The organism is Leucobacter sp. cx-42 (assembly GCF_014529985.1).
GTDB lineage: Bacteria > Actinomycetota > Actinomycetes > Actinomycetales > Microbacteriaceae > Leucobacter.
This window is the reverse complement of sequence record NZ_JACVMU010000003.1, coordinates 24,970-46,210: the sequence shown is the minus strand read 5'-3', so window position 1 is coordinate 46,210 and position 21,241 is coordinate 24,970. Positions and strand designations below refer to the sequence as shown.

General features: G+C 63.1%; 15 protein-coding genes and 1 tRNA gene. 12 read left to right on the top strand and 4 right to left on the bottom strand.

What is annotated here, in order from left to right:
- Positions 1-141 precede the first annotated feature (141 nt).
- Both ICM05_RS03635 and ICM05_RS03630 read right to left on the bottom strand, forming a co-directional pair.
- Positions 142-1,302, bottom strand: a complete 1,161-nt coding sequence (locus tag ICM05_RS03635; protein WP_215401733.1) for a M20/M25/M40 family metallo-hydrolase — start codon at positions 1,300-1,302, stop codon at positions 142-144.
- Between the two features lie 224 nt (positions 1,303-1,526).
- Positions 1,527-2,420 (bottom strand): MurR/RpiR family transcriptional regulator, encoded by an 894-nt coding sequence (locus ICM05_RS03630; protein ID WP_353055812.1) that lies wholly within the window; start codon positions 2,418-2,420, stop codon positions 1,527-1,529.
- Between the two features lie 154 nt (positions 2,421-2,574).
- Here ICM05_RS03630 and ICM05_RS03625 point away from each other — a divergent pair, with 154 nt between their 5' ends.
- From ICM05_RS03625 to ICM05_RS03595, 7 genes are all read left to right on the top strand, one after another.
- Positions 2,575-3,936, top strand: coding sequence for a cyanophycinase (locus ICM05_RS03625; protein ID WP_188023228.1), 1,362 nt, complete (start codon positions 2,575-2,577; stop codon positions 3,934-3,936).
- A 26-nt stretch (positions 3,937-3,962) separates the two neighbouring features.
- Positions 3,963-5,558: an ABC transporter substrate-binding protein gene (locus ICM05_RS03620; protein ID WP_188023227.1), complete on the top strand. Its 1,596-nt coding sequence runs from the start codon at positions 3,963-3,965 to the stop codon at positions 5,556-5,558.
- A 91-nt stretch (positions 5,559-5,649) separates the two neighbouring features.
- Positions 5,650-6,603: an ABC transporter permease gene (locus ICM05_RS03615; protein WP_188023226.1), complete on the top strand. Its 954-nt coding sequence runs from the start codon at positions 5,650-5,652 to the stop codon at positions 6,601-6,603.
- Between the two features lie 2 nt (positions 6,604-6,605).
- Positions 6,606-7,679, top strand: a complete 1,074-nt coding sequence (locus ICM05_RS03610) for an ABC transporter permease (protein WP_215401732.1) — start codon at positions 6,606-6,608, stop codon at positions 7,677-7,679.
- A complete protein-coding gene (locus ICM05_RS03605) occupies positions 7,676-9,439 on the top strand; it encodes an ABC transporter ATP-binding protein (RefSeq protein WP_188023225.1) in 1,764 nt (587 codons plus the stop codon). Before ICM05_RS03610 ends, ICM05_RS03605 begins: the two co-directional genes overlap by 4 nt.
- Positions 9,436-11,091: an amidohydrolase gene (locus ICM05_RS03600; protein WP_188023224.1), complete on the top strand. Its 1,656-nt coding sequence runs from the start codon at positions 9,436-9,438 to the stop codon at positions 11,089-11,091. The genes ICM05_RS03605 and ICM05_RS03600 overlap by 4 nt, the downstream gene beginning before the upstream one ends.
- Positions 11,088-12,602 carry an amidohydrolase gene (locus ICM05_RS03595; protein WP_188023223.1) on the top strand — a complete coding sequence of 505 codons (1,515 nt, stop codon included), beginning with the start codon at positions 11,088-11,090 and terminating at the stop codon, positions 12,600-12,602. The genes ICM05_RS03600 and ICM05_RS03595 overlap by 4 nt, the downstream gene beginning before the upstream one ends.
- A 174-nt stretch (positions 12,603-12,776) precedes the next feature.
- On the opposite strand, the gene ICM05_RS03590 is transcribed toward ICM05_RS03595, so the two are convergent.
- Together ICM05_RS03590 and ICM05_RS03585 are read right to left on the bottom strand one after the other, a co-directional pair.
- Positions 12,777-12,867 (bottom strand) — tRNA-Ser (locus tag ICM05_RS03590).
- 161 nt (positions 12,868-13,028) lie between these two features.
- A complete protein-coding gene (locus ICM05_RS03585) occupies positions 13,029-14,843 on the bottom strand; it encodes an Ig domain-containing protein (RefSeq protein WP_188023222.1) in 1,815 nt (604 codons plus the stop codon).
- Between the two features lie 227 nt (positions 14,844-15,070).
- On the opposite strand from ICM05_RS03585, the gene ICM05_RS03580 reads away from it, so the two are divergent.
- The 5 genes from ICM05_RS03580 to ICM05_RS03560 are packed head-to-tail and all read left to right on the top strand — an operon-like array spanning position 15,071 to position 21,135.
- Positions 15,071-16,522, top strand: coding sequence for an APC family permease (locus ICM05_RS03580; protein WP_188023221.1), 1,452 nt, complete (start codon positions 15,071-15,073; stop codon positions 16,520-16,522).
- Between the two features lie 39 nt (positions 16,523-16,561).
- Complete coding sequence (locus ICM05_RS03575; RefSeq protein WP_188023220.1) at positions 16,562-17,740, top strand: amidohydrolase family protein; 1,179 nt, start codon at positions 16,562-16,564, stop codon at positions 17,738-17,740.
- Positions 17,737-18,936, top strand: a complete 1,200-nt coding sequence (locus tag ICM05_RS03570) for a M20 family metallopeptidase (RefSeq protein WP_188023219.1) — start codon at positions 17,737-17,739, stop codon at positions 18,934-18,936. The genes ICM05_RS03575 and ICM05_RS03570 overlap by 4 nt, the downstream gene beginning before the upstream one ends.
- Positions 18,933-20,270, top strand: coding sequence for an aspartate aminotransferase family protein (locus ICM05_RS03565; protein WP_188023218.1), 1,338 nt, complete (start codon positions 18,933-18,935; stop codon positions 20,268-20,270). Before ICM05_RS03570 ends, ICM05_RS03565 begins: the two co-directional genes overlap by 4 nt.
- Positions 20,271-20,280: 10 nt before the next feature.
- Positions 20,281-21,135, top strand: coding sequence for a MurR/RpiR family transcriptional regulator (locus ICM05_RS03560; protein ID WP_188023217.1), 855 nt, complete (start codon positions 20,281-20,283; stop codon positions 21,133-21,135).
- The last annotated feature ends 106 nt before the right edge of the window (positions 21,136-21,241 follow it).

Below are 21,241 nucleotides of genomic sequence, written 5' to 3'. Positions count from 1 at the left end.
TCAACCCCGCGAATCCGACCGTTTCTCTCGAAATGAAGCCCTTCATACGCATGAAAGGGGTGATCTCGACAGAAACTACAAGTTTCGCGGGGTTGAGGTGTGGGGTGAAGCCCCGCTACGCGGGCTGCCTTGCCAAGAGAATTAAGCCCGGGCGGTGCGGTCGATGAGTTCCGCGAGCAGTGCGACGCGGCCGGGCACAGACGCCAGCTCAAGCCACTCGGTGGGGCTGTGATCGCCGCCACCAACCGGGCCGAGGCCGTCGAGCGTGGGGACACCGAGCGCTGAGACGCGGTTGCCGTCCGAGACGCCGCCGGTGCGCGCGAGGCCTGGGGTGAAGCCGAGCTCAGCGGCGATCTCAACAGCAGAGTTGCCGAGGGCCATGCTTGCAGGGGTCTCTTCGAGCGGCGGGCAGAAGTCGAGTTCGTGCACGCTGATGCTGGTGCGATCCACCACGGGTGCTGCTGCGCGGGCGCGGAGCTTCGCGAGCGTTTCATCGAGTACCTCGCGCTGGGCCGCGCGCATCTCCACCTTGAGGAGTGCGTGATCGGGCACGATGTTCGTGCGATCACCTGACTGCAGAATGCCAACGTTGACGGTGAGCTTGCGGCTGGGGTCAGCGAGCTGCTGCAGGAAAATCGTCAGGTGGGCGGCCTCGAGGGCAGCGTGCGCGCCGCGCTCGGGCTCAATGCCTGAGTGGGCAGCGACGCCGTGCACCTCGATGTCGAGGTCAACGGCACCCTTGCGTGCAATGACGAGATCGCCGTTCTCACGGGCGCACTCCAAGCTAAAGCCAGCGTCAGCATTCGCAGCGAGTGCGGCAAGCGCAGGTGCGCCAACGGGGGAGCCGATCTCCTCGTCTGGGGTGAACGCGAGTACCAGCTCGCCGTAGTTCTCTGCGCCGAGGGCGATGAGGTGCTCGGCAGCGTGAATGCCTGCGACGACGCCAGCCTTGTCGTCGGTGACACCGGGCCCGCGGCCGTGGCCGCGCTCGTCGATCGAGAACGGACGCAACGCTGCGTCGCCCTGCTCGAAGACGGTGTCCATGTGTGCGAACAGCAGGATGCGGCGTGAGCCAGTGCCCTGTCGGCGGGCCACGATCACGTCGCCGTGGATCCCATCGGTGGTGATCTGGCGTTCAACGGTGAAGCCTGAACGAGTGAGGCGATCCGCGACCCAATCAGCGACGCGATTCACGCCCGCAGCATCGAGCGAACCTGAATCAATTCCTACGAGGGCTGCGAGATCGCGCTCGTAGGTGTCCTGCGCCGCTTCAGCGAGGCGCAGTAGGTCGAGTGCTGGCATGCACGAGCCTCCGAATTCCATAGTGGCAACGATTGTTGCGAACCTGCAATGCGTATTGCAGTAATGCAACATACGTTACATGGAAGAAACGTCCGTTTCAATGGCGTTTCAGGAAAACCAGTGAAATGCTGGGAAAATTGAATGCTGCGCGGTGCGCGCGAGTGAAATATGGCACACCAAACTGGGCCGAGCGCTTCTCGTTGCGCGCCCGGCTGTCGCGCGAGCTAAATGAGTCGGTGCTCCTGCGCTGACTGCTCGATTGCTTCCATGCGTTCGCGCGCCGCGGGGCCGATGCGCTCCATGGTGGCGGTGAAGATGGCCTCGATGAGCGCCATGACGGGAACCACGGAGTCGAATGCGCCGCGTTCAACCGACAGACTCGTGAGTACGGCGTCTGCGTCGCTCGCGCACGGAGACACCCACGCGTCGGTGATCAGGATGATGGTGGCCTTGCGGCTTTTCGCGTGCTGCACGACCTGACGGGTGCGCTCTTCGTATCGTCGGAAGTCGAACGCGATAATGACATCTTTTGCGTCGAGGTCGATCATGGTGGCTGCGCGAACGCTCGCCATTTGGGGGACCATGCGTGCTCCGGGGCGCAGCTGCTCAAGGCTCGAGGCGAGATACTCGGCGAGGTAGGTGCTGTAGCGACCGCCGGTGAGCCAAATGCGACGCTTGGGGTTCGCGAGTGCCTCAATGGTCGTGTCGAAGTCGTGCTGCGAGAGCCCGGCGAACGTTGTCTGAATGTCTGAGGCCGGTCCCTCGCCAAGCTGGGCGAGGTCACCAAGGGGCGCGGATCGCTCACCGGTGGTGCGCGCGTACAGTGCCGCGGGAGACGCGCTGCGAAGCTCGAGCTCTTCACGGAGAGCGCGTTGCAGGTCGGGGAAGCCGCCGAATCCGAGGCGAGTGCTGAAGCGCACGACGGTGGCGCCACTCACGCCTGCGAGGTCTGCGAGGCCAGCAACGGTTTCGAACCCAGCGACCGGGTATGCCGCAAGTAACGTGCGTGCCACCTTGCGTTCCGCGGGGGAGTAGTCGCCCATGCGTTCGCGAATACGCGACGCCACGGTCTCGCGCTCGACCTGCTCTGCTCGGTTATCTCCGGACTCGAGGTTCACTGCATCTCCGATCAATAACGCGTGGTCACTGCGCTCGGGCGAAGTGGCTGACCGCGGTCGGTGCGGTCGAACCTGAGTGTATCAACCGATAAGTGTGCGTTGTCGAGAGCAAATCTGAAATATCTGTTTCGATATTGCAAATAACCCGGCTCATGTGAAACACTTTGTTCAACCTGCGGTTCGCCGCACCCTCATCGTCGAGAATATGGAGACTGCGTTGCGCAACACACACCATCAGCATGCAGCCGGTCCCGTATTGCCCGGCCCGCTGTTTCTTATTGGTGGCGCCCTCGATGAAGACCCGGTCTTGCTTGACCGTTTCGCCGCGCTCACCCGCGCAGCGCAGCAGGCGAACAGCTCTGCACCCGACGCAACGACACTGCCGCGGATCGGTATCTTCACCACCGCGTCCGAGTCAGCAGTTGCGCCACTCGATGGGAACCCCGAAACCGAGAGCGACGAGGCCGACGGCGAGTACTACCGCCAGATATTCGCGCGACATCAGCTCGAAGCAATCCCGCTCCCTGTGGGCCGTGCGGCGGTCGCGCCGTACCCCGGCGCTCCCTATACCCGGGAAAACGCAGACGACGCGCAGCTTGCAGAACTGATTGCAGGCCTCGACGGCCTCTTTTTCGGCGGTGGCGACCAGACGAATTACCTCCTTGCGCTGTTCCGCGACGCTGCGAGCGAGACCGCAACCGGGAACGCGCCAGAGGACACCCCGCCAGGTGTTGAACGCACCGAGACCGCGGTCATGCGTGCGATCCGAGCCCTGCATACGCGCGGCGGTGTGATCGCCGGAACCAGCGCAGGCCTGGCAATCCAGCAGGGCGGAGGCATGGTGACCGGCGGAACGAGCGTACGAGCGTGGCACGACGGTGTGACCCCTGGCTACGAGGATGATGAGCAGACTCGGTTCTCGGTAGCCGGTGGCTTTGGATTCTTCACGGAAGGGCTGCTCGACTCACACTTCAATGAGTGGGACCGGGTGGTGCGAGCTGTCTGCCTCGGTCGTGCGACCGGCAATCGCCTCGTGTTTGGTGTCGACGAGCACACCGCGCTCGTGTACTGGCCAACGGCCCGCACCGGTGAGGTCATCGGCTCGGGCGGCGTTTCCATCATTGATCTCGAAGAGGCAGAGTGGAGCAGCGAAGCAGCCACTGCCACGGCGCTCGGCGTTCGCTGGCACCACCTGCTCGGTGGCGATCAGTACCGCTTCGACACCGAGGTGATTACGCGCACCGCATCCGAACTGTCTGAACCAGGGACCGATCCGCTCCCCGAGACCGCACAGTCGACCGGTGGCGAAGACGTCGGCCCGGTGCTGCTCCGCCAGGCACAGGCGCTCACGAGATCCGCCGGTGCTGTAGCTGCGCTCGACTACATCGCGACCGATCCTGGCTATCGCGTCACACTCCTCCGCGATGAGCGGACGATCTGGACGGCCGCTGGCGGATTCTCCGCACTCAAGCTCTCCATTGCCCCGCTTAAGAACTCCACGAACCACCAGAAGTAAAAGTTAGAAATACAGGAAGGCACAGCATGCTGAAGCACACTGCACCACGCACCGCGCGCCGACTCGCTGCCGGCGCTGCCGTCATCACTGCGGGCGCACTGCTCCTCACCGGTTGCTCCGGTGGCGGCTCAGAAGCGAAGGACGCGAAGACTGACATCGTCAACCTCGTGACTCCCGCGCAGCCGGAGAGCCTCGATCCGCAGATCTCGACCGATTCGATCATGGGCGAGATCACCCTCCCCGTGTTCGAGTCGCTCGTCACGATCGACAAGGACCGTCAGGTGGTTCCGATGCTCGCTGAGTCGTTCGAGACGAGCGACGACGGCAAGGAATTCACGTTCAAGCTTCGCGAGGGCGTGAAGTTCCAGGACGGCAGCGATCTCGATGCTGACGACGTCGTCGCATCGATGAACCGCTGGAATCGCGTCTCGATTGCAGCACAGGAGCTCTTCGCTGGCGCAGAGTGGACGAAGGTTGACGAGACCACCGTCAAGCTCACCGTACCGAGCGCGAGCTTCATGCACCTGCTGTACCTTTCGTCGATCGGTACCGCATACTCGGCGATCCTGCCGTCCGAGGTCATCGACAAGGTTGGCGACGAGCCGATCCAGGACATTGCTGACATCATCGGCACCGGCCCCTACAAGCTCACTGAGTGGCAGGCGGATCAGAAGATTGTCATTGAGAAGTGGGATGACTACGTCTCGGTCGACGAGCCTTCGAGTGGCCGTGCTGGCAAGAAGGACGCCGTCCTCGACCAGGTCATCTTTAACTTCGTCGCTGATGCGCAGACCCGGACCCTTGGTCTGCAGTCCGGTCAGTACGACGCAACCACCGAGCTGCCCTTCGACAGCCTTGACCAGTTCAAGGACGACCCGAACATCAAGCTCGACACTTACATGGTTGGCCCGATCAACCTCGTGTACAGCGATGCTCCCGGTGGCGTCTTCGCCAACGTTGAGAACCGGCAGGCAGTGAACGACGGTCTCGACCGTGACCCCATCATGCTCGCGGCAGTCGGCAGCGAAGATCTCTACGATCTCGTACACCACAACATGACGCTTGAGCAGGCGTCGATCTGGGACACCGAGGTTGGCAAGGCAGACTTCAACAAGGCAGATGTTGCCGGAGCGAAGGCTGCGCTGGAGAAGACCGGTGCTGCAGGTCAGAGCATCACGGTGCTCGCAAACAAGGACTACTCGGAGGCGTACAACTCGGCCGTTGTCGTCGTTGAGCAGCTCAAGGAGCTCGGCTTCGACGCTACCCTCGACGCATACGAGTGGGGCGCGTTCAGCGAGAAGTACCGCGAGAAGCGTGACGAGTGGGATGTTGTGGTCTTCCCGTTCGGTACGGAGACCGATCCCACGCAGACCCTCGGCTTCCTGCCTGACCGTGCGTGGTACTCCGATGCCCCTGAGCTCCAGGACCTCCTCACGCGTTTCCGTGCGGCTCCGACGCAGGCAGACGCGAGTGCGATGTTCGATGAGATGCAGACCTACATCGAGAAGACCCGTCCGATGAGCCGTCTCGGCGATGCACACAACGTGTACGCTGCGAACAAGGATCTTGACCTTGCATGGTTCGACGGCCACTTCACCTGGTGGAACGCCGCCTGGAAGTAAGTGATCACGGGGCGGTAGCTTGGCGTCTGCCGAGCCGCCGCCCCGTTTTTAATTGTCATTTGCGATGTGAGTCGCCGACTTTGGAACACCGATGTTCAAATTCATTCTTCGCAGGCTGCTGAGCCTGATTCCGGTTCTCTTTGTGGTCTCCGTGGTGATCTTTTCGCTCATCCACTTGACCCCTGGCGATCCCGCTCGTCGTATTCTCGGCGAGAAAGCCTCTGATGATGCGGTCGCAGCACTGCACGCAAGTATGGGGCTCGACCAGTCGATCGTCGTCCAGTACCTCAAGTGGGTCGGTGGCGTCGTGACTGGCGACCTTGGCGATTCGTACTTCCTCCATAAGTCGGTCGTGCAAGCGATCGCTGACAACTCCGTGCCGACGATCCAGCTCGCGCTCATCGCGATGCTCGTCGCCGTCGCACTGTCGATTCCGTTTGGCACGCTCGCCGCGCGCTACCGCAACGGTGCGTTCGACAAGGCGGTGACGGGATTCACCCTGCTCGGAATGACGGTACCCAGCTTCGTCCTCGCGCTCGCGATGATGCTGCTCTTTGGCCTGACCCTCCGGTGGCTGCCGATCTCGGGCTACGTCAACCCGCTCGAGGATCCGGTGGAGGGCCTGCGAACGCTCCTCATGCCCGGCATCGCGCTCGGTGCAATTACGGCGGCACTCATCACTCGAACCACCCGTGCGGCAGTACTCGACGTGCTCAACGCTGACTACATCGACTCGGCACGTTCGCGCGGCGTCGACGAGGGTCGCCTGCTCTTCATGCATACGTTGAAGAACGCGAGCCTCCCGGTCCTCACGATCGTTGGTCTGTCACTCGGGTCGCTCGTCACGGGCGCAGCAGTGACCGAGACGATCTTCAACATTCCTGGCCTTGGCCAGCTGCTCGTGAACTCGATTTCACGTCGCGACTACCCGGTGATTCAAGGCGTAATCCTGTTCATCACCCTGATCTATCTCTTGACGAACCTGCTCATCGACCTGCTGTACGGCATTGTTGACCCGCGGGTCCGAGTCGGAAAGGGGAACTAGCCATGAATGCCCCCATCGAACCCACCGACCCGCGCGCACCTGAGGGCGAGCAGCTGCGGCGATCCGCCCCCTCGACGCTCGCCGTCGACGTGCCGAGCACGCAGATGCTCTCGCTCGTTCCTGAGCGAGACAAGACCCCGAGCTCGATCTGGCGTCGCATACTCGACAACACCCAGCTCATGGTCGGCATCATCATCGTGCTCGCGATCTTCATCATCTCGTACGTGCTGCCCCCGCTGTTGAAGCTCGATCCGCTCGCGGTCGACCCAGCGAACCGTCTTGCACCACCGTCGGCTGAGCACATCTTCGGCCTCGACAACTTCGGCCGCGATTTGTTCGCGCGCATCGTCTCGGGTGCCTCGACGTCGCTCATCGTTGGTTTTGTCGTTGCACTCGTCAGTGGTGTGCTCGGCGTCATCATTGGTGTTGCTTCGGTCTTTAACAAGGTGCTCGATGTGATCCTCATGCGTGTGTGCGACGGACTCATGGCGATTCCTGCGATTCTGCTCGCGGTTGCCCTGACGGCGGCCCTTGGCCCAAGCGTCTCGAACCTCATCATCGCGCTCTCGATCGTCTATACGCCCGGTATTGCTCGCCTTGTGCGTGCGCGTGCGCTCGCAGTGATGAGTGAGACGTTCGTGACCGCGAGTATCATGCAGGGCGCCGGCCCGCTCCACATCATGTGGAAGCACATCCTCCCGAACACCATGTCCGTGCTCGTGGTGCAGGCGACCTTCACCTTCGCAGAGTCCGTCATCACCGAGGCGGCCATGAGCTTCCTTGGCGCCGGCGTTCCCGCACCGCAAGCGTCGTGGGGCAACATTCTGTACGACGGGAAGTCCGTCATCATGCAGGCGCCCCAGATGATCATCCTCACGAGTGCGTTCCTCATCATTACCGTGCTCGCGCTCAACATGATCGGTGACGGTCTCCGCGACCTCGTCGATCAGCGCTCGCGCGCGCTCGTCGGCAAGCCCGGCATCTTCTCCCGCCTGCTCGGTGTCGTCGGTCCGCGCCGGGTGCGCACGCTGCCCACCGCCGCACGCGGCACGAACTCAGAGGAGGTAGGACGATGACCTCGAACCAGAAGCACGCCGCGGCAGCCCCCGCGTCGCCGCTCGCCTTCACCAACTTCACGATCGACATTGATGCACCCCAGGGCACGGTGCACGCGGTCAAGAACCTGTCGCTCGAGCTTGAGCAGGGGGAGATCCTCGCGATCGTCGGTGAGTCAGGGTCGGGCAAGACGCTCACCGCCCGCGCCGCACTCGGACTGTTCCCGCCCCGCACCCGCACCCGCGGTGCGGTCGTGTTGCAGGGCTCAGACGTGCTCACCGTTGACGCAGCCGAACTGCGCCGCATGCGCGGCAGTGAAGCGGCAATGATCTTCCAGGAGCCGTCGACCGCCCTGAACCCCGTATTCCGGGTGGGCTGGCAGCTCGAGGAGGGCCTGCGCGCGCACGGCATGACCGATCGCACCGAGCGTCGCACCCGCGCGCTCGAAATGCTGCGGGCCGTCGGTATTCCCGACCCCGAGCGGCGGATCAATGACTACCCCCACCAGTTCTCCGGTGGCCAAAAGCAGCGCATCGTCATCGCTATGGCGCTCGCGCTCCGACCGAGCGTCATCATCGCCGATGAGCCGACGACGGCCCTCGATGTCACGGTGCAGGCCGAGATCCTCGATCTGCTGCGCGAATGCCGCGACGAGTTTGATGCGTCGATCGTGCTCATCACCCACAACATGGGTGTCGTGGCGGATCTCGCAGACCGCGTCGCGGTCATGTACCGTGGCGACCTCGTTGAGGTGGCGCCCGTCGACGAGCTGTTTGCGCACCCCAAGGAGCAGTACACCCGCGACCTGCTTGCAGCCGTACCCCGGTTGGGAAGTGGTCTCGGACCAGGCGGCGAGGCGCGCGTGCTCGGCGAGGTCGCAACCGGAACGGCTGTTACGGCCGGCACCGCTGCGGCGAGCGCTGCCGATCCTGCGGTGCGGCTCGACAACGTTGAGGTGACGTATTCCAGTGGGTTCGGCAAGCACCCGGTACGTGCGGTGCAGGGCGTGAGCCTGGAGATTGCCCGTGGTGAGGTCGTTGGCCTCGTGGGTGAGTCTGGCTCAGGTAAGTCGACGATCGGGCGCGCGATTGGCGGCCTTGAACACGTAACCGGTGGAACGCTTGAGGTGTTCGGTGAAGACATCACGAAGATTCGTCGGGGAGCGTTGCGGAAGCTGCGTCGTCGCGTCGGCTTTGTGTTCCAGGATCCTGCTGCGTCGTTCAACTCGTTCATGACGATTGCGCAGTGCATTGCGGAACCCATGCAGGTGCACCGCATGCCCGGTGGCACGCGCGCTCACCGCGCCCGCGCACTCGAGCTGCTCGACGCGGTCGAACTGCCCGCAAGCTACGCAGACCGGTTCCCGTTCGAGTTGTCTGGCGGGCAGCGTCAGCGCGTTGGCCTCGCCCGTGCGCTCGCACTCGACCCAGACTTCGTGATTGCAGACGAGCCGACCTCGGCCCTTGACGTGTCGGTGCAGGCGCGCGTGCTCGAGATCTTCTCGTCACTGCAGCGCGACCTTGGCTTCGCGTCGCTGTTTATTAGCCACGACCTTGCTGTGGTGGAGATGCTGTCGCACCGCGTTGGGGTGCTGCAGCGCGGCACCCTCGTGGAACTCGGGCCGACCGAGGAAGTGCTGCATGCGCCGCAGCACGAGTACACGCAGCGGCTCATCGCGGCGGTGCCCGTGCCTGATCCAGCGGTACAGCGGCTTCGTCGCACCGCAGATGCTGAGGCACACCTCGAACACCCGATCCTTGATACTCAGGAGAACGCATGACGACCCCGATCCGCGCCGATCTCGTATTGCTCGGCGGCCGCGTACACACCGGGATCGTCGGTGACGACGGGAACGCGCTCGCCGCAGCCCCGACCGCCGTGGCGATCAGTGGCCGTGCGATCGTCGCAGTGGGCACTCGTGCCGATGCTGCTGCGTGGGACACGTCGGCGGCCGAGGTCATCGATGTTGGCGATGCGACAATCACGGCGGGTTTTGTGGATGCGCACGTGCATCCGCTCTCTGGTGCCGAGTCGAGGCATCAGGCGCTCATGCTGCACGACTGTGAGACGACAGATGAGGTAGCGGCGCGGATCACCGAGTTCGTGCGTGATCTCGGACCTGATGAGTGGGTGCGTGGCTTTGGTCTCTCGTTCGATATGTTTGTCGGCACCGAGGCCTCGAATGCCCCCTTCGCGGAGGCGTTCGGCGGCCGACCCGGCTACCTGCTGCTGTTTGATGGCCACTCAATCATCGCGAGCCCGAAGGCGCTCGAGCTGGCCGGCATCGATGGCCCGCGCGACTTCGGCAACAATTCCTCGATTGAGGTGTACGCCGACGGTACTCCGACCGGTTTCCTCATCGAGTCTGACGCTGAGATGCTCGTCACCGAGCTGTACCCGCGCATGCCGTTCGAGCAACGCGTGCGCGCGGTGCGTGGCAAGCTCGAGGAGTTCGCCGCGTCGGGCTACACCTCGCTCCACCAGATGAATATGGAGGACGGCGACATTGACGTCCTCCTCGCGCTCGAGGCTGAGGGAGACCTGCCCGTGCGGATCCGCGTCTCACCCATCTGGCGTGCAACCGACCCGTGGGCGGAAACACTCCAGCGCATGATCGCACTGCAGGGTGTCGGCGGCCGACGCTGGCAGATCGAGGGCGTGAAGTTCATGCTCGACGGCAGCATCGACAACGGTTCGGCCTGGCTGTTCGAGGCAGACACCCGCGGCGGCGGACTCGAACCCTACTGGGCACCGAGCGAACGCTTCACCCAGACGATCCACGCGCTCGCAGAGAGCGGCGTTCAGACCGCCACCCACGCGATCGGCGACCGTGCGGTCGAGTTCACCCTCGACGCGATCGAGTCGATCCCGGCCCACGCGCAGCACGTCACACACCGCATCGAGCACCTGGAGACGATCCCCGATCATCTCATCCCGCGCTTCGTCGCCCTCGGTGTCCCCGCGAGCATGCAGCCGATTCACGCGTTCGCCCAGCGGCCAGATGGCTGCGACATGTGGACCACCCTGTTAGGACGCGGATCGGTGCGCGCGGCCCACGGCTGGCGTGTGGCCGACCTCGACACGGCCGGGGCAATCGTGGCCCTCGGTTCTGACTGGCCTGTCGAAGAGTTCGATGCCCGTCGCGTGTTCGCCGCAGCGGTGAACCGGCGTCGGCACGGTTCACCGAAGCCCGCTGTCGATCCGCACCAGGGACTCACGCCAGAGCGCGCCCTCGCCGGGCTGACGGTGAACTGCTGGGCATCGATCGACCGGCCGGCCGACGGCCTGGTGACTCCCGGCTCGATCGCAGATCTCGCAGTGTGGGAACACGATCCGCTCGCTGTCGACGCCGCAGAGTTCGCGGAGAGTAGGGTGTTGCTGACGGTCGTGAACGGCCGCATTGCACACAGAAACGGGGAAGTTCGCGTATGAGTGGTTCGTGGTCGATGGGGGCGTCGCCCGCCGTGGCACAGATTCGAAATGTCACGCTGCTGGGGCACTCGGGGCTCTCAGACATCACGATCGAGGGGGAGCGGATCGTCTCCGTCACGCCCGCAGGCGTACTCGCCGCCCCGGCGTCGAGCGACGACGCGTGCGTCATCGACGCAGACGGTCGCTGGCTCACCTCCGGGCTCTGGGACGAGCACGTCCACTTTGCGCAGTGGGCAGAGCAGTCGACCCGACTTGACCTCGGTGCAGCGACCAACGCAAGCGAGGCAATCGCGATCCTCATCGAGGGTCTCGCCGAGGTCGGCGTGAGTGCTGAGGCTCCTGCAGCTGCCGAATTCGTTGCGATGCGTGCCCGCGCCGCAAGCTGGCCAGACGCGATCTCCCGCGAGGCGCTCGACGCGATCTCGGGGGAGACGCCGCTCGTCGTCATCGGCATTGATCTCCACGGCCTGTGGCTGAACTCCGCGGCAATGCGCTCGCGTGGCATGGAGCCGCAGGGCGACGGCCACATCATCGAAGACGACTGCTTCGCGCTCCTGCGCGAGCTCGACAACCGACCGGCACACGAACTCGACGTGCTGGTCGAACGGACCTCGCGATCCGCCGCCGCCCGTGGCATCGTCGGCGTTGTAGATCTCGAGATGCGCTGGTGCCTCGACGACTGGGCACGACGCGAGGCCGCCGGGTTCGATCTACTGCGCGTTGAGTCTGCGGTGTACCCAGACCAGCTCGACCGCGCGCTCGCTGGCTCGTACCGCAGTGGTGATCCGCTCACCGACTCCGGCCGACTGCGGGTTGGCCCGCTCAAGGTCATCACCGATGGCTCGCTCGGCACCTCGACCGCATGGTGCTGCGACCCTTACGAGGACGGCTCGTTCGGACGCTCCCTCGTGTCAGCACTCGATCTGCAAGACCTCATGCGGCGCGCGAACAGCGGCGGGCTCGACCTCGCGATTCACGCCATCGGCGACCAAGCCGGTGCCCAGGTGCTTGACGCGTTCGAAGTGCTCGGCATCGGTGGGCGGATCGAGCACGCCCAGCTCCTCCGCAACGAAGACCTCGCGCGCTTCGCCCAGCTCGGCGTCGAGGCGAGTGTGCAGCCGACGCACCTCGTCGATGACCGCGAGCTCACCGAACGCGTGTGGCCTGGCCGCGCGCCACGAGCATTCCCGTTCGCGTCGCTCAACGCGCTCGGCACCAAGCTCGTGTTCGGTTCTGACGCACCTGTCGCGCCCCTCGACCCGTGGGAAGGTATCCACGCAGCCGTGAACCGCGCCCGCCAGGGCGACACCGCGTGGACGCCGTCGGAGTGTGTACCGGTCGAACTCGCGCTCGAGTCGTCGATGCGTGGCCCGCTCGTGCCCGGCGCCGGCGATGCTGCTGACCTCGTGCTGCTCGACGCTGACCCGCTGAGCATGCCAGCAGCGCGTCTGGACGACATGCGTGTTGCCGTCACTGTCGTCGGCGGGCTGGTCACGCACCGCGCGATGTAGGGGTACGGGGCGACCTCGTTCGCGACCCCGGTGTAGTCCCCCAACCCCTCGAGACAGACCCGTTCTGCCTGTTTCGCGTGGGTGAGTGCGCTGGGCGCGGCCGCGCCTCGCACCGGCCTCAGGCAAAGAAAAATCCCCGTCTCAACTGGAAACCCAGGAGACGGGGATTTTTAGTGGCGGTGACGGCGGGATTTGAACCCGCGGTGCAGGGTCACTACACACAACATTTCGAGTGTTGCACCTTCGGCCGCTCGGACACGTCACCAAGAACGAGATTACGGGATCGGGGCCTTGAGCGCGAATCGAGCGGGGTGTTTTCGGTGGCTCTGGCGTGTCGGTTCATGTATAGCCTTCACACGGCATTGCAGCCCCAGCGCGGTGAAGCGGAGGGGCTGCAATGACAGGTGAAGCTGCGGGTATCGCGAACTACTGAGGTGCCCGAGCGGAACGTCGTTTGTTCAGAAGCAGGCTCGTTGCGCCGAGTGCTACTGACACAAATGCCAGGCCAGCAAAAGGACCCCATTCCCCGGAGCCGGTGTTAGCCAGCTGCTGTGAACCTGGGGTTGGAGTGGGCTTCGGGGTTGGGGTGGGCTTTGGCTCTGGCTTCGGGTCGACAGGCGGAACCACTGAAGGCTCGGTGGCCTTGAGGTGGAAGAGCTTCGAGTCCGTGCCAAAAATATCGGTCACGGTCACGGTGAAGGTGTACTCACCAGCCTTGGGCGCAGTGCCGGTGATCTCACCGGTGCTGCTATTCATGGCGAGGCCTTCTGGCAGGTCGCTGCTCGACCAGGTCATCCCTGCCTGTCCTGTTGCGGTAATGGTTTCCGCAGGGTAGCTCTTCTCTGCTGACACCGAGGGGAGATCATCGGCACGCGTGATCTTTGGACCCTGGGTGGTCATCTCTGCAAGAGCAGAGTTCTGCTCCCCCCAGAAGCGATCGAAGAAGTGGCGGCGATACTTCAGCGCGATGCTGTCTTCAGTGGCGGTGAGGTTGAGTTCGGGGCCGTCGGCGCCCTCAATATCAGTCCACGCCACCCCGTCTGGGGAAGACTGCCAAATCGACCCAAACGTTGAATTCTGACTCGTCGCGCGCCCAGTCGGGTCTTCCGTGGGGTCAAACATGGCGAGGCCTTCTGCAACAGCTGAGAACGTCACGCTTTGGCCGAACGCAGTGACCTCGGCTGTGCCGGGTGCTGCAATCTTTGGCCCGACAACCATGCCAAGCTGGCCGCTTGAGAGGTTGTGATAAATGAGATCTCCGGTAGCCGCGACGCGGGAAAAGTTGATTGGGAAGCTATCTGACACGCGCATGCCAAATGAGGTCTCGTCAGAGAAATCACCGGCAGCCATGGGAGTTGTTCCAACAACAAACCAGCCGTTGGTGCCGTCTGCGTACATCGTGCTATTCAGCGGGAGAATTTCAGTGAGCTGTACTGACGGGAATGCGGGGTTCCCTGTTTGCCAGTCGATGTTGGCAAGTGTCTGGGGCCCATCCGCAAACCTTCCCCAGAGCGAAGTCCCGGAGGCGTCAAACATCACCGGAGTGAATTGATTGTCAATTTCGCCCTCAACCGTGCCGAGTGTCTCACCCGTTCGCATATCCACGACGACCGTAATAACACGATCTACGTGATGAGCGTCTCTGTACGATTCGAAGTACAGCATGCCATCCTCAGACATACCGCTTTCACCCTCGGGAAACGTGTCTTCCGGCCTGAATCTTATTTCTGCGGTGAAGTCTGACCCATTGAAGCTCAAGAATTTTCCAGTTTCAGCGATTGCCGTGACGTGACCGGCTTCATCTGCGACGAGGTGTCTCAGTCCGGGCCAGTTTCCTTGCGCATCACTGAAATACTGGACGTCATCGGTGCCGAGCTTGATGAGTGCATATTCGCTGTTGTTGCCGTAGATTGCAAAATAGGGGCCCACCGCGACCCTGGTCTTTGCTATTTCACTACGGTAAAACTCCAGGTCGATCGGTGCGTCTCGCCCTGTCACTGTGCGAGTTGCCAGGTCTATTGTGGTGCTCTGACCTTGCCCCTGGTTGTCACCGAAGCCGTATGCCGTGCTGCCGTCGGCGGAGATGACATAGGTCTGAGTTTCGCCCATGGTACCCAATTGCAGAACAAGCGGCGTGTCTTCATCGCTCACTGTGGCTGAAGCCGGTGCCGATGCCAAGCCGAGAAATAGCGCGCCAACTGTGGCTGCGAGCGCAGTGAGCTTTGCTGTGCGAAACGTCATTGAATCTCCGATTTACTAACCCGTATCTAGACCTAACAGTAGGTCTCAACACGTGTGTGGTCAATGAAATTGGTTTTAGTTTCCTTAGGGACTTTTCGCGATTGTTTCAAACGGTACGAGATTTGATATTTGCGTCATTCTTGTAACGTAAGTTACGCTACGGGTGATGGGGCACAGCAGGTGCAATTCCGTCGGATCATCCACAGACAAGGGAGTCTTCACAAGCAATGGCTGACCAACAACTCGCGGCAGAGTCCGCCCACACCCAGGTGTCGCGGAAGCGCAAGCTTCGCGTCTGGGAAGTTACCGCCCTGTCCGTCGGCTTCATGGGACCTGTCATGGCGATGGCGCTCAACGGCATCGGCGTCGCAGGTCTCGTCGGGAAATCAGTCCCGTTCACCTTCTTGCTCGCGTTCATTGGCACGCTGCTCGTCGGCTACGGCTTCATCCGTCTGACCGGATACTTCAGCCACGCTGGCTCGGTGTACGCACTTGCTGGCGCGACCATTGGCCCACGTGCTGGCTTCTTCGGCGGGTTTGCGCTCCTCGGAACCTACCTGTTCTTCGCAGCCTGTATCCTCGGCGCGACCGGCGTCTTCTTCCAAGCTTGGGCAGATGAGTTCGGTGGCGCGCTCGCGAACATTCCATGGATCCTGGTTGCGCTCGTTGTCTCGGCGCTCGTGGTCATCCTCAACGTTCGTGAGTCGCGGATCGTTACCCGCGTCCTGCTCGTCATCGGCGCCATCGGTGTCGCCGCAATGCTCGTGCTCGCAATTGTCATCTTCGCCAAGGTAGGCAGCGGTACCGGTCCTGTCGAAGGCGCAACCATCGACTGGAGTACCTTCCTTCCAGGCAACGCGACGGCCGTTGGCATTCTCACCGCTTCGGTGTTTGCGTTCCTGTCGTGGGCTGGTTTTGAGTCGGGCGCATCGCTCGGTGAAGAGACCGAGAACCCCCGTCGCGTCATTCCGAAGGCACTGCTCGGCGCGATCGTTGTCGCTGGTCTGCTCTACACCTTCATGATGTTCGCGCAGACGATCGGTTTCGGAACCGACGAGGCTGGGGTCGTCGCATTCGCCGGTTCGAACTCGACGCTCACCCAACTCAGCACGATGTACATCAGCCGCGAGTACGCAATGCTCATCGCGTTCGTTGCCTTCGTCGTTGCATTCGCCTCGGTACTGAGCTCGACCGCAGCTGCCGCACGCCTCATCTACGCACTCGCACGCGACGGCTTCGGCCCGAAGCGTCTCGGTGTCGCACACCCGAAGACCGGTGTTCCTGTCGCTGCGGTGATTACCACGATCGTGCTTGCACTGTTGCTGGCTGGTGGCATCGCGGTGTTTGGCGGATCCGCCTTCGACGCCTACTACTGGTATGCAACGATTGCGACCCTGTGCATGGTGGTGGCCTACGGCATGACCTCGGTGGGTGTCATCGTCTACATCTTCCGCGCGAAGGGCACCAAGATCCCGAAGTGGGAAGCGATCATGCCGGTGCTCGGTCTGATCTACCTCGCGTTCGTGTATGCGATCCAGGTTATTGGCCAGGAGGCTCCGTACACCTACTTCCCGTGGATCGCGGGCGCATGGTGCATCGTCGGCTTCATCATCATCCTTGCGCGGCCGCAGCTGGCGAAGCGCATTGGTGGCCGCCTCGCTGTCGAAGACCTCGACTAACCCCTCCAATTCAGACTGCTCTTTCGAAAAGGAACCCAGATGTCCGTTCAACGTCTCGACGTGTCAGCGTTCGCAGAAGTCCAACTGATTGATCACCACTGTCACGGTGTGATCGAGCACGTTCCGGACCGCAGGGAATTCGAGAGCATGATTACCGAGTCGAACTGGGATGCGCCGGCTGGCACGACCGTGTTCGATTCACAGCTCGGGGTCGCGATTCGCCGTCATTGCGCGCCGCTTCTCGGCCTCGAGCCCCACGCTTCCGCTGAGGCGTACCTCGCTCGTCGCGCAGAGCTCGCACCGGCAGAGGTCAACGATCTTCTGCTCAAAGCTTCGGGAATTGATCGCTACCTCATTGAGACCGGTCACCGTGGCGACACGATCCTTTCCCCGCAGGGCATGGCGGATCGGTCGGGAGCGACCGCAGACCAGATCATTCGTCTCGAGCGCCTTGCCGAACAGATCGCAGAGTCGCAGCCAGCCCCTGCTGAGTTTGCGGATCGCTTCCGTGAAATGCTGCGTGAGCAACTGCGTACCGCAGTGGGCGTGAAGTCGATCGCCGCATACCGCATCGGCCTCGACTTTGATCCCGAGCGTCCGAGCGATCGTGAGGTGGAGCTTGCTGCAGCGGCATGGTTCGCTGAGATTGAAGCGGGAGCCCCGATCAGGATTGCTGACGCCGTACTGATTCGCTTCGGTATCTGGACCGCGGTCGACGAGCGGTGTGCAATCCAGTTCCACATTGGCTTCGGCGATGATGATGTCGATCTGCACCGCTGCGACCCGCTGCTCCTCACTGAGTGGCTGCGCAAGACGCGCACGAGTGGCGCACGTGTGACGTTGCTCCACTGCTACCCGTTCCACCGGAATGCTGGCTTCCTGGCGCACGTATTCCCGCACGTGTACTGCGACGTGGGACTCGCAATTAACTACGTTGGCGCGCGTTCGTCGCAGATTATTGCCGAATCTCTTGAGCTGACGCCGATGGATAAGGCGCTCTTCTCGTCGGACGCTTGGGGCCTTCCCGAGCTGTACTTCTTGGGCTCGCACCTCTTTAAGCAGGGGCTGCTGCGGGTGGTGAACGGCTGGATTGACGACGATGAATGGAGCGTCGCAGACGGCGAAAAGCTCATTCGTCGCATCTGCAACGACAACGCCGTTCGCGCGTACGAGCTCTCTGAGACGCCGCGCTTCATTGCCCCTGGAGTTTCCGCATGACCAACAGCACCCCGAACCGCGACGACCTTGCACGCGATCTCATTGCTCGCACGCTCGAAAAGGTCGCGGTAGCCACCGAATACCGCGAGGAGCTGCACCGCGCACCCCGCATCTCCGGTGGGGAAGAACCCGCCGCAGCTTGGATTGCAGAGCGCATGCCCGTGCCCATGGAGCGCATTGCTGACGCAGGCCGGATCGGGCTGATCGGTCCAGCAGCTCGCCCCGCGATTGCGATCCGCTCAGAACTCGATGCATTGCCCGTGACCGAGGCAACCGGTGCCGCGTTCGCCTCGACGAACGGTGCGATGCACGCGTGCGGTCACGACGTGCACCAGGCAGCGTTGATCGCTGTGGCGCAGGCGGCTGCGGAGTGTGATCTGCCCTACGGACTCGTGCCGTTCCTGCAGCCGCGTGAAGAGGCGTACCCCTCGGGTGCACTCGATATCGTGAACGATGGCGCGCTTGAGCGCTTGAACGTGCAGGCCGTCATCGCCGCACACGTGCATCCCCGCATCCCGGTTGGCTCGGTTGCGACCGGCAAGGGCCCGACGAACGCGGCCGCAGACGAGGTCGCCGTCGTGGTGACCGGTCGCGGTGGTCACGGTGCGTACCCCCATGAGGCAGCAAACCCGATTCCCGTGCTCGCCCACATCGTGACGGGCCTGAATGAAGTGCTTCGACGCGTCTGCTCGCCGATGCACCCGGCCCTGCTGACCGTCGGCCTGTTCGAAGCCGGCGACGCTGCGAACGTCATCCCTGAGAGCGGCCGCTTCGCCGCAACCCTGCGGACGATGAACCGTGAGGAGCGGCCTCGCGTGCACGAGGCGATCCGCGAATATGTCGAATCGCAGGCACGCGCATTCGGTGTCACTGCGACCGTGAACATCACGACCGGTGAGCCAGTACTGGAAAACGACCCTGACTTCGTCGACTATGTGGATCGCCGCCTGATCGAAGCAGGCATGCAGGTGAGCGAGCCGATGCGCTCGTGCGGTGCAGACGACTTCTCGTTCTACTCTGAGCGGTTGCCTGGCGTCATGGCGTTTGTCGGCGTGGAGACCGAGGGCGTGCAGTCGCAGCCGAGCCTGCACAGTGCGAACTTCCTGCCCGATGCTGATGCGGTTCGCCGCGTCGCACTCGCGTTGGTCGCCGCGTACCTTGGAGCGTGCGATCTGCTGGATGAGAGCACGCAATGAGTATCGCAACCGGGCTCGGCCAGGCTGAGCTGCCAGCGCGCGATGCGAAGCTCATCGGGGCAAATCAGAAGCTGCGCTTCTTCCCGCTGAGTATCGTCTCGGCGAACGGCAGTGAGGTCACCGATCACACCGGCCGCACGCTGCTCGACCTTTCGGCAGCCTGGGGCGCAAACGGCGTTGGCCATGCGCATCCGCGGGTGGTTGCGGCTGTGCAGGATGCTGCGGCGGCTGGCGGGAGTGCGAGTGTGCTCTCGGCGATGAGTCCCGCGGCGACTGCGCTCGCGGAAAAGCTCCTGAGCATTGTGCCCGCAGCGGTTCCCGCGGACCAGCGCGTGATTCTCGGGCATTCCGGCACCGATGCGAACTCCGCGGCGCTTGCAGCGGCACGTGCCGCGACTGGCCGCTCCGGCGTTGTCGCCTTCGCCGGTGGATACCACGGCGGATTCGGCGCCGCGCAGCAGGTGAGCGGCGTCTTCATTGCTGACGGTCTTCCCGCAGCGGAGGGCACGCGCCTGCTCGAGTTCCCCGTTGCGACGGGGGAGGCGGATCGCGACGCACAGACGCGCGACACCGTGCTGTCCGCGCTCGACCGCGCGCTGGCTGACGGCAGCATCGCTGCGGTCATCGTCGAACCGATGCAGTCAGATGGCGGAGTACTGGTGCCACCGGCAGGGTTCCTCGCGGGAGTTGCTGAGCGTGCCAAGGCCGCTGGCGCCCTGCTGATCTGCGACGAAGTAAAGATTGGTCTTGGTCGCACCGGAAAGTGGCACGGCTTCTCGCACGAGGGAGTCATTCCCGACCTGGTGACCTTTGGGAAATCGCTTGGTGGCGGCTTGCCGCTGTCGGCGGTCACCGGCCCCGCGTGGGCGCTCGACGTTGCGCCGGCGAGCACGCTCCTGACCACGGCTGGCAACTCGATCTCTGCTGCGGCTGGCCTCGCTGTGCTGAACGTGATTGAGGCGGAGGGGCTTGCGACGAACGCTCAGGAGCGCGGTGAGCAGTTCCGCGCCTTGATCCGCGAGGCACAGCAGCAGCGTCCGGAAATTCTTGAGATTCGTGGCCTCGGCCTGAGCCTCGGTATCGAACTCATTGATCCGCGCACCCCCGAAGATCTCCCTGCTGCAGCTGAACTCACGCGCCGCGTGATCTTCCGCATGTGGCAGCTGGGGGTCGTCTGCTACCTCGTGCGCGGCAACGTGATCGAGCTGACGCCGCCGTTAAACCTCAGCGCGCGGGATGCCGAACGCGCGGTTGAGACCCTTACCCGTGCGATCGCAGACGTGCGAGCTGGCCTCGTCACTGATGCGGATATCGCACCATTCCTCGGTTGGTGAAAGGAAGGCAATGGAAACTCACACCTCCGATAGTCAGACGCTCGCCGGGATTCTGAAAAAGAACCTCGACGCGATGAGTCCTTCAGAGAAGAAGGTCGCGCGTGCCCTGATTGCGGATTACCCCGTCGCCGGGCTTGAACCGGTAGCCAAACTCGCGGAGCGGGCGAGCGTGAGCGCTCCCTCGGTGCTCCGTATGCTGTCGCGGATCGGCCTGCACTCGTACACCCAAATGCAGGAGCAGCTGCGCGAGGAAATCTCACAGCGCAACGCATCGCCGATGGACATGTATGAGGCGAAGAGCAGCACCACGCGTACAGACGATCATTTGCTCGCACAAGCAAACAGCGTCTTTACGCAGGAGCTCTCTGACACGTTCGCAGAGGTCCCCGATACCGAGTTCGACGAGGTTGTCGCGCTGCTGGCAAATCCGAAAGTAAGAATTTGGACGGTCGGTGGACGCTACAGCAGCATGCTCGCGGAGTACCTCACCATGCACTTGCGGATGCTGCGGCCTGACGTCCACTTCGTCGGGCGCGGTGAGTCAGACAAGTCCCTTGCGCTGCTCGACTTCGGGCCGAGAGACGTGCTGGTCGGCTTCGACTTCCGCAGGTACCAGAGCAACACGATCGAGTTCTTCGCGCGGGCCAAAGAAAGCCGTGTGAAGACCGTGCTCATCACTGACCCTTGGCTCTCACCGGCAGCAAAGCACGCAGACTTCCTGCTTTCCGCATCGGTGGAGGCGCCGAGCCCATTTGACTCTCTGGTTCCCTCACTCGCACTCACCGAGATGCTCATCGCCGCTGTCGTCGGTGCGCTCGGTTCAGAACCGCTCGGCAGAATCCAGGCGTTCGACTCCTGGGAGTAACCCAGCTGGGGTAACCCGGCGACATCAACATCAGATTTTCCGTCCCGCAGGCCACAATGAGTGTGGCCGGCCGGATCGTGAACCCCACAAGACCCACACAGAAGTT

Bases quoted from the DNA above. Each gene is read 5' to 3' on its own strand.
- ICM05_RS03635 (WP_215401733.1), bottom strand. From the start codon at position 1,302: ATGCCAGCACTCGACCTACTGCGCCTCGCTGAAGCGGCGCAGGACACC.
- ICM05_RS03620 (WP_188023227.1), top strand. From the start codon at position 3,963: ATGCTGAAGCACACTGCACCACGCACCGCGCGCCGACTCGCTGCCGGC.
- ICM05_RS03615 (WP_188023226.1), top strand. From the start codon at position 5,650: ATGTTCAAATTCATTCTTCGCAGGCTGCTGAGCCTGATTCCGGTTCTC.
- ICM05_RS03610 (WP_215401732.1), top strand. From the start codon at position 6,606: ATGAATGCCCCCATCGAACCCACCGACCCGCGCGCACCTGAGGGCGAG.
- ICM05_RS03605 (WP_188023225.1), top strand. From the start codon at position 7,676: ATGACCTCGAACCAGAAGCACGCCGCGGCAGCCCCCGCGTCGCCGCTC.
- ICM05_RS03600 (WP_188023224.1), top strand. From the start codon at position 9,436: ATGACGACCCCGATCCGCGCCGATCTCGTATTGCTCGGCGGCCGCGTA.
- ICM05_RS03595 (WP_188023223.1), top strand. From the start codon at position 11,088: ATGAGTGGTTCGTGGTCGATGGGGGCGTCGCCCGCCGTGGCACAGATT.
- ICM05_RS03585 (WP_188023222.1), bottom strand. From the start codon at position 14,843: ATGACGTTTCGCACAGCAAAGCTCACTGCGCTCGCAGCCACAGTTGGC.
- ICM05_RS03580 (WP_188023221.1), top strand. From the start codon at position 15,071: ATGGCTGACCAACAACTCGCGGCAGAGTCCGCCCACACCCAGGTGTCG.
- ICM05_RS03575 (WP_188023220.1), top strand. From the start codon at position 16,562: ATGTCCGTTCAACGTCTCGACGTGTCAGCGTTCGCAGAAGTCCAACTG.
- ICM05_RS03570 (WP_188023219.1), top strand. From the start codon at position 17,737: ATGACCAACAGCACCCCGAACCGCGACGACCTTGCACGCGATCTCATT.
- ICM05_RS03565 (WP_188023218.1), top strand. From the start codon at position 18,933: ATGAGTATCGCAACCGGGCTCGGCCAGGCTGAGCTGCCAGCGCGCGAT.
- ICM05_RS03560 (WP_188023217.1), top strand. From the start codon at position 20,281: ATGGAAACTCACACCTCCGATAGTCAGACGCTCGCCGGGATTCTGAAA.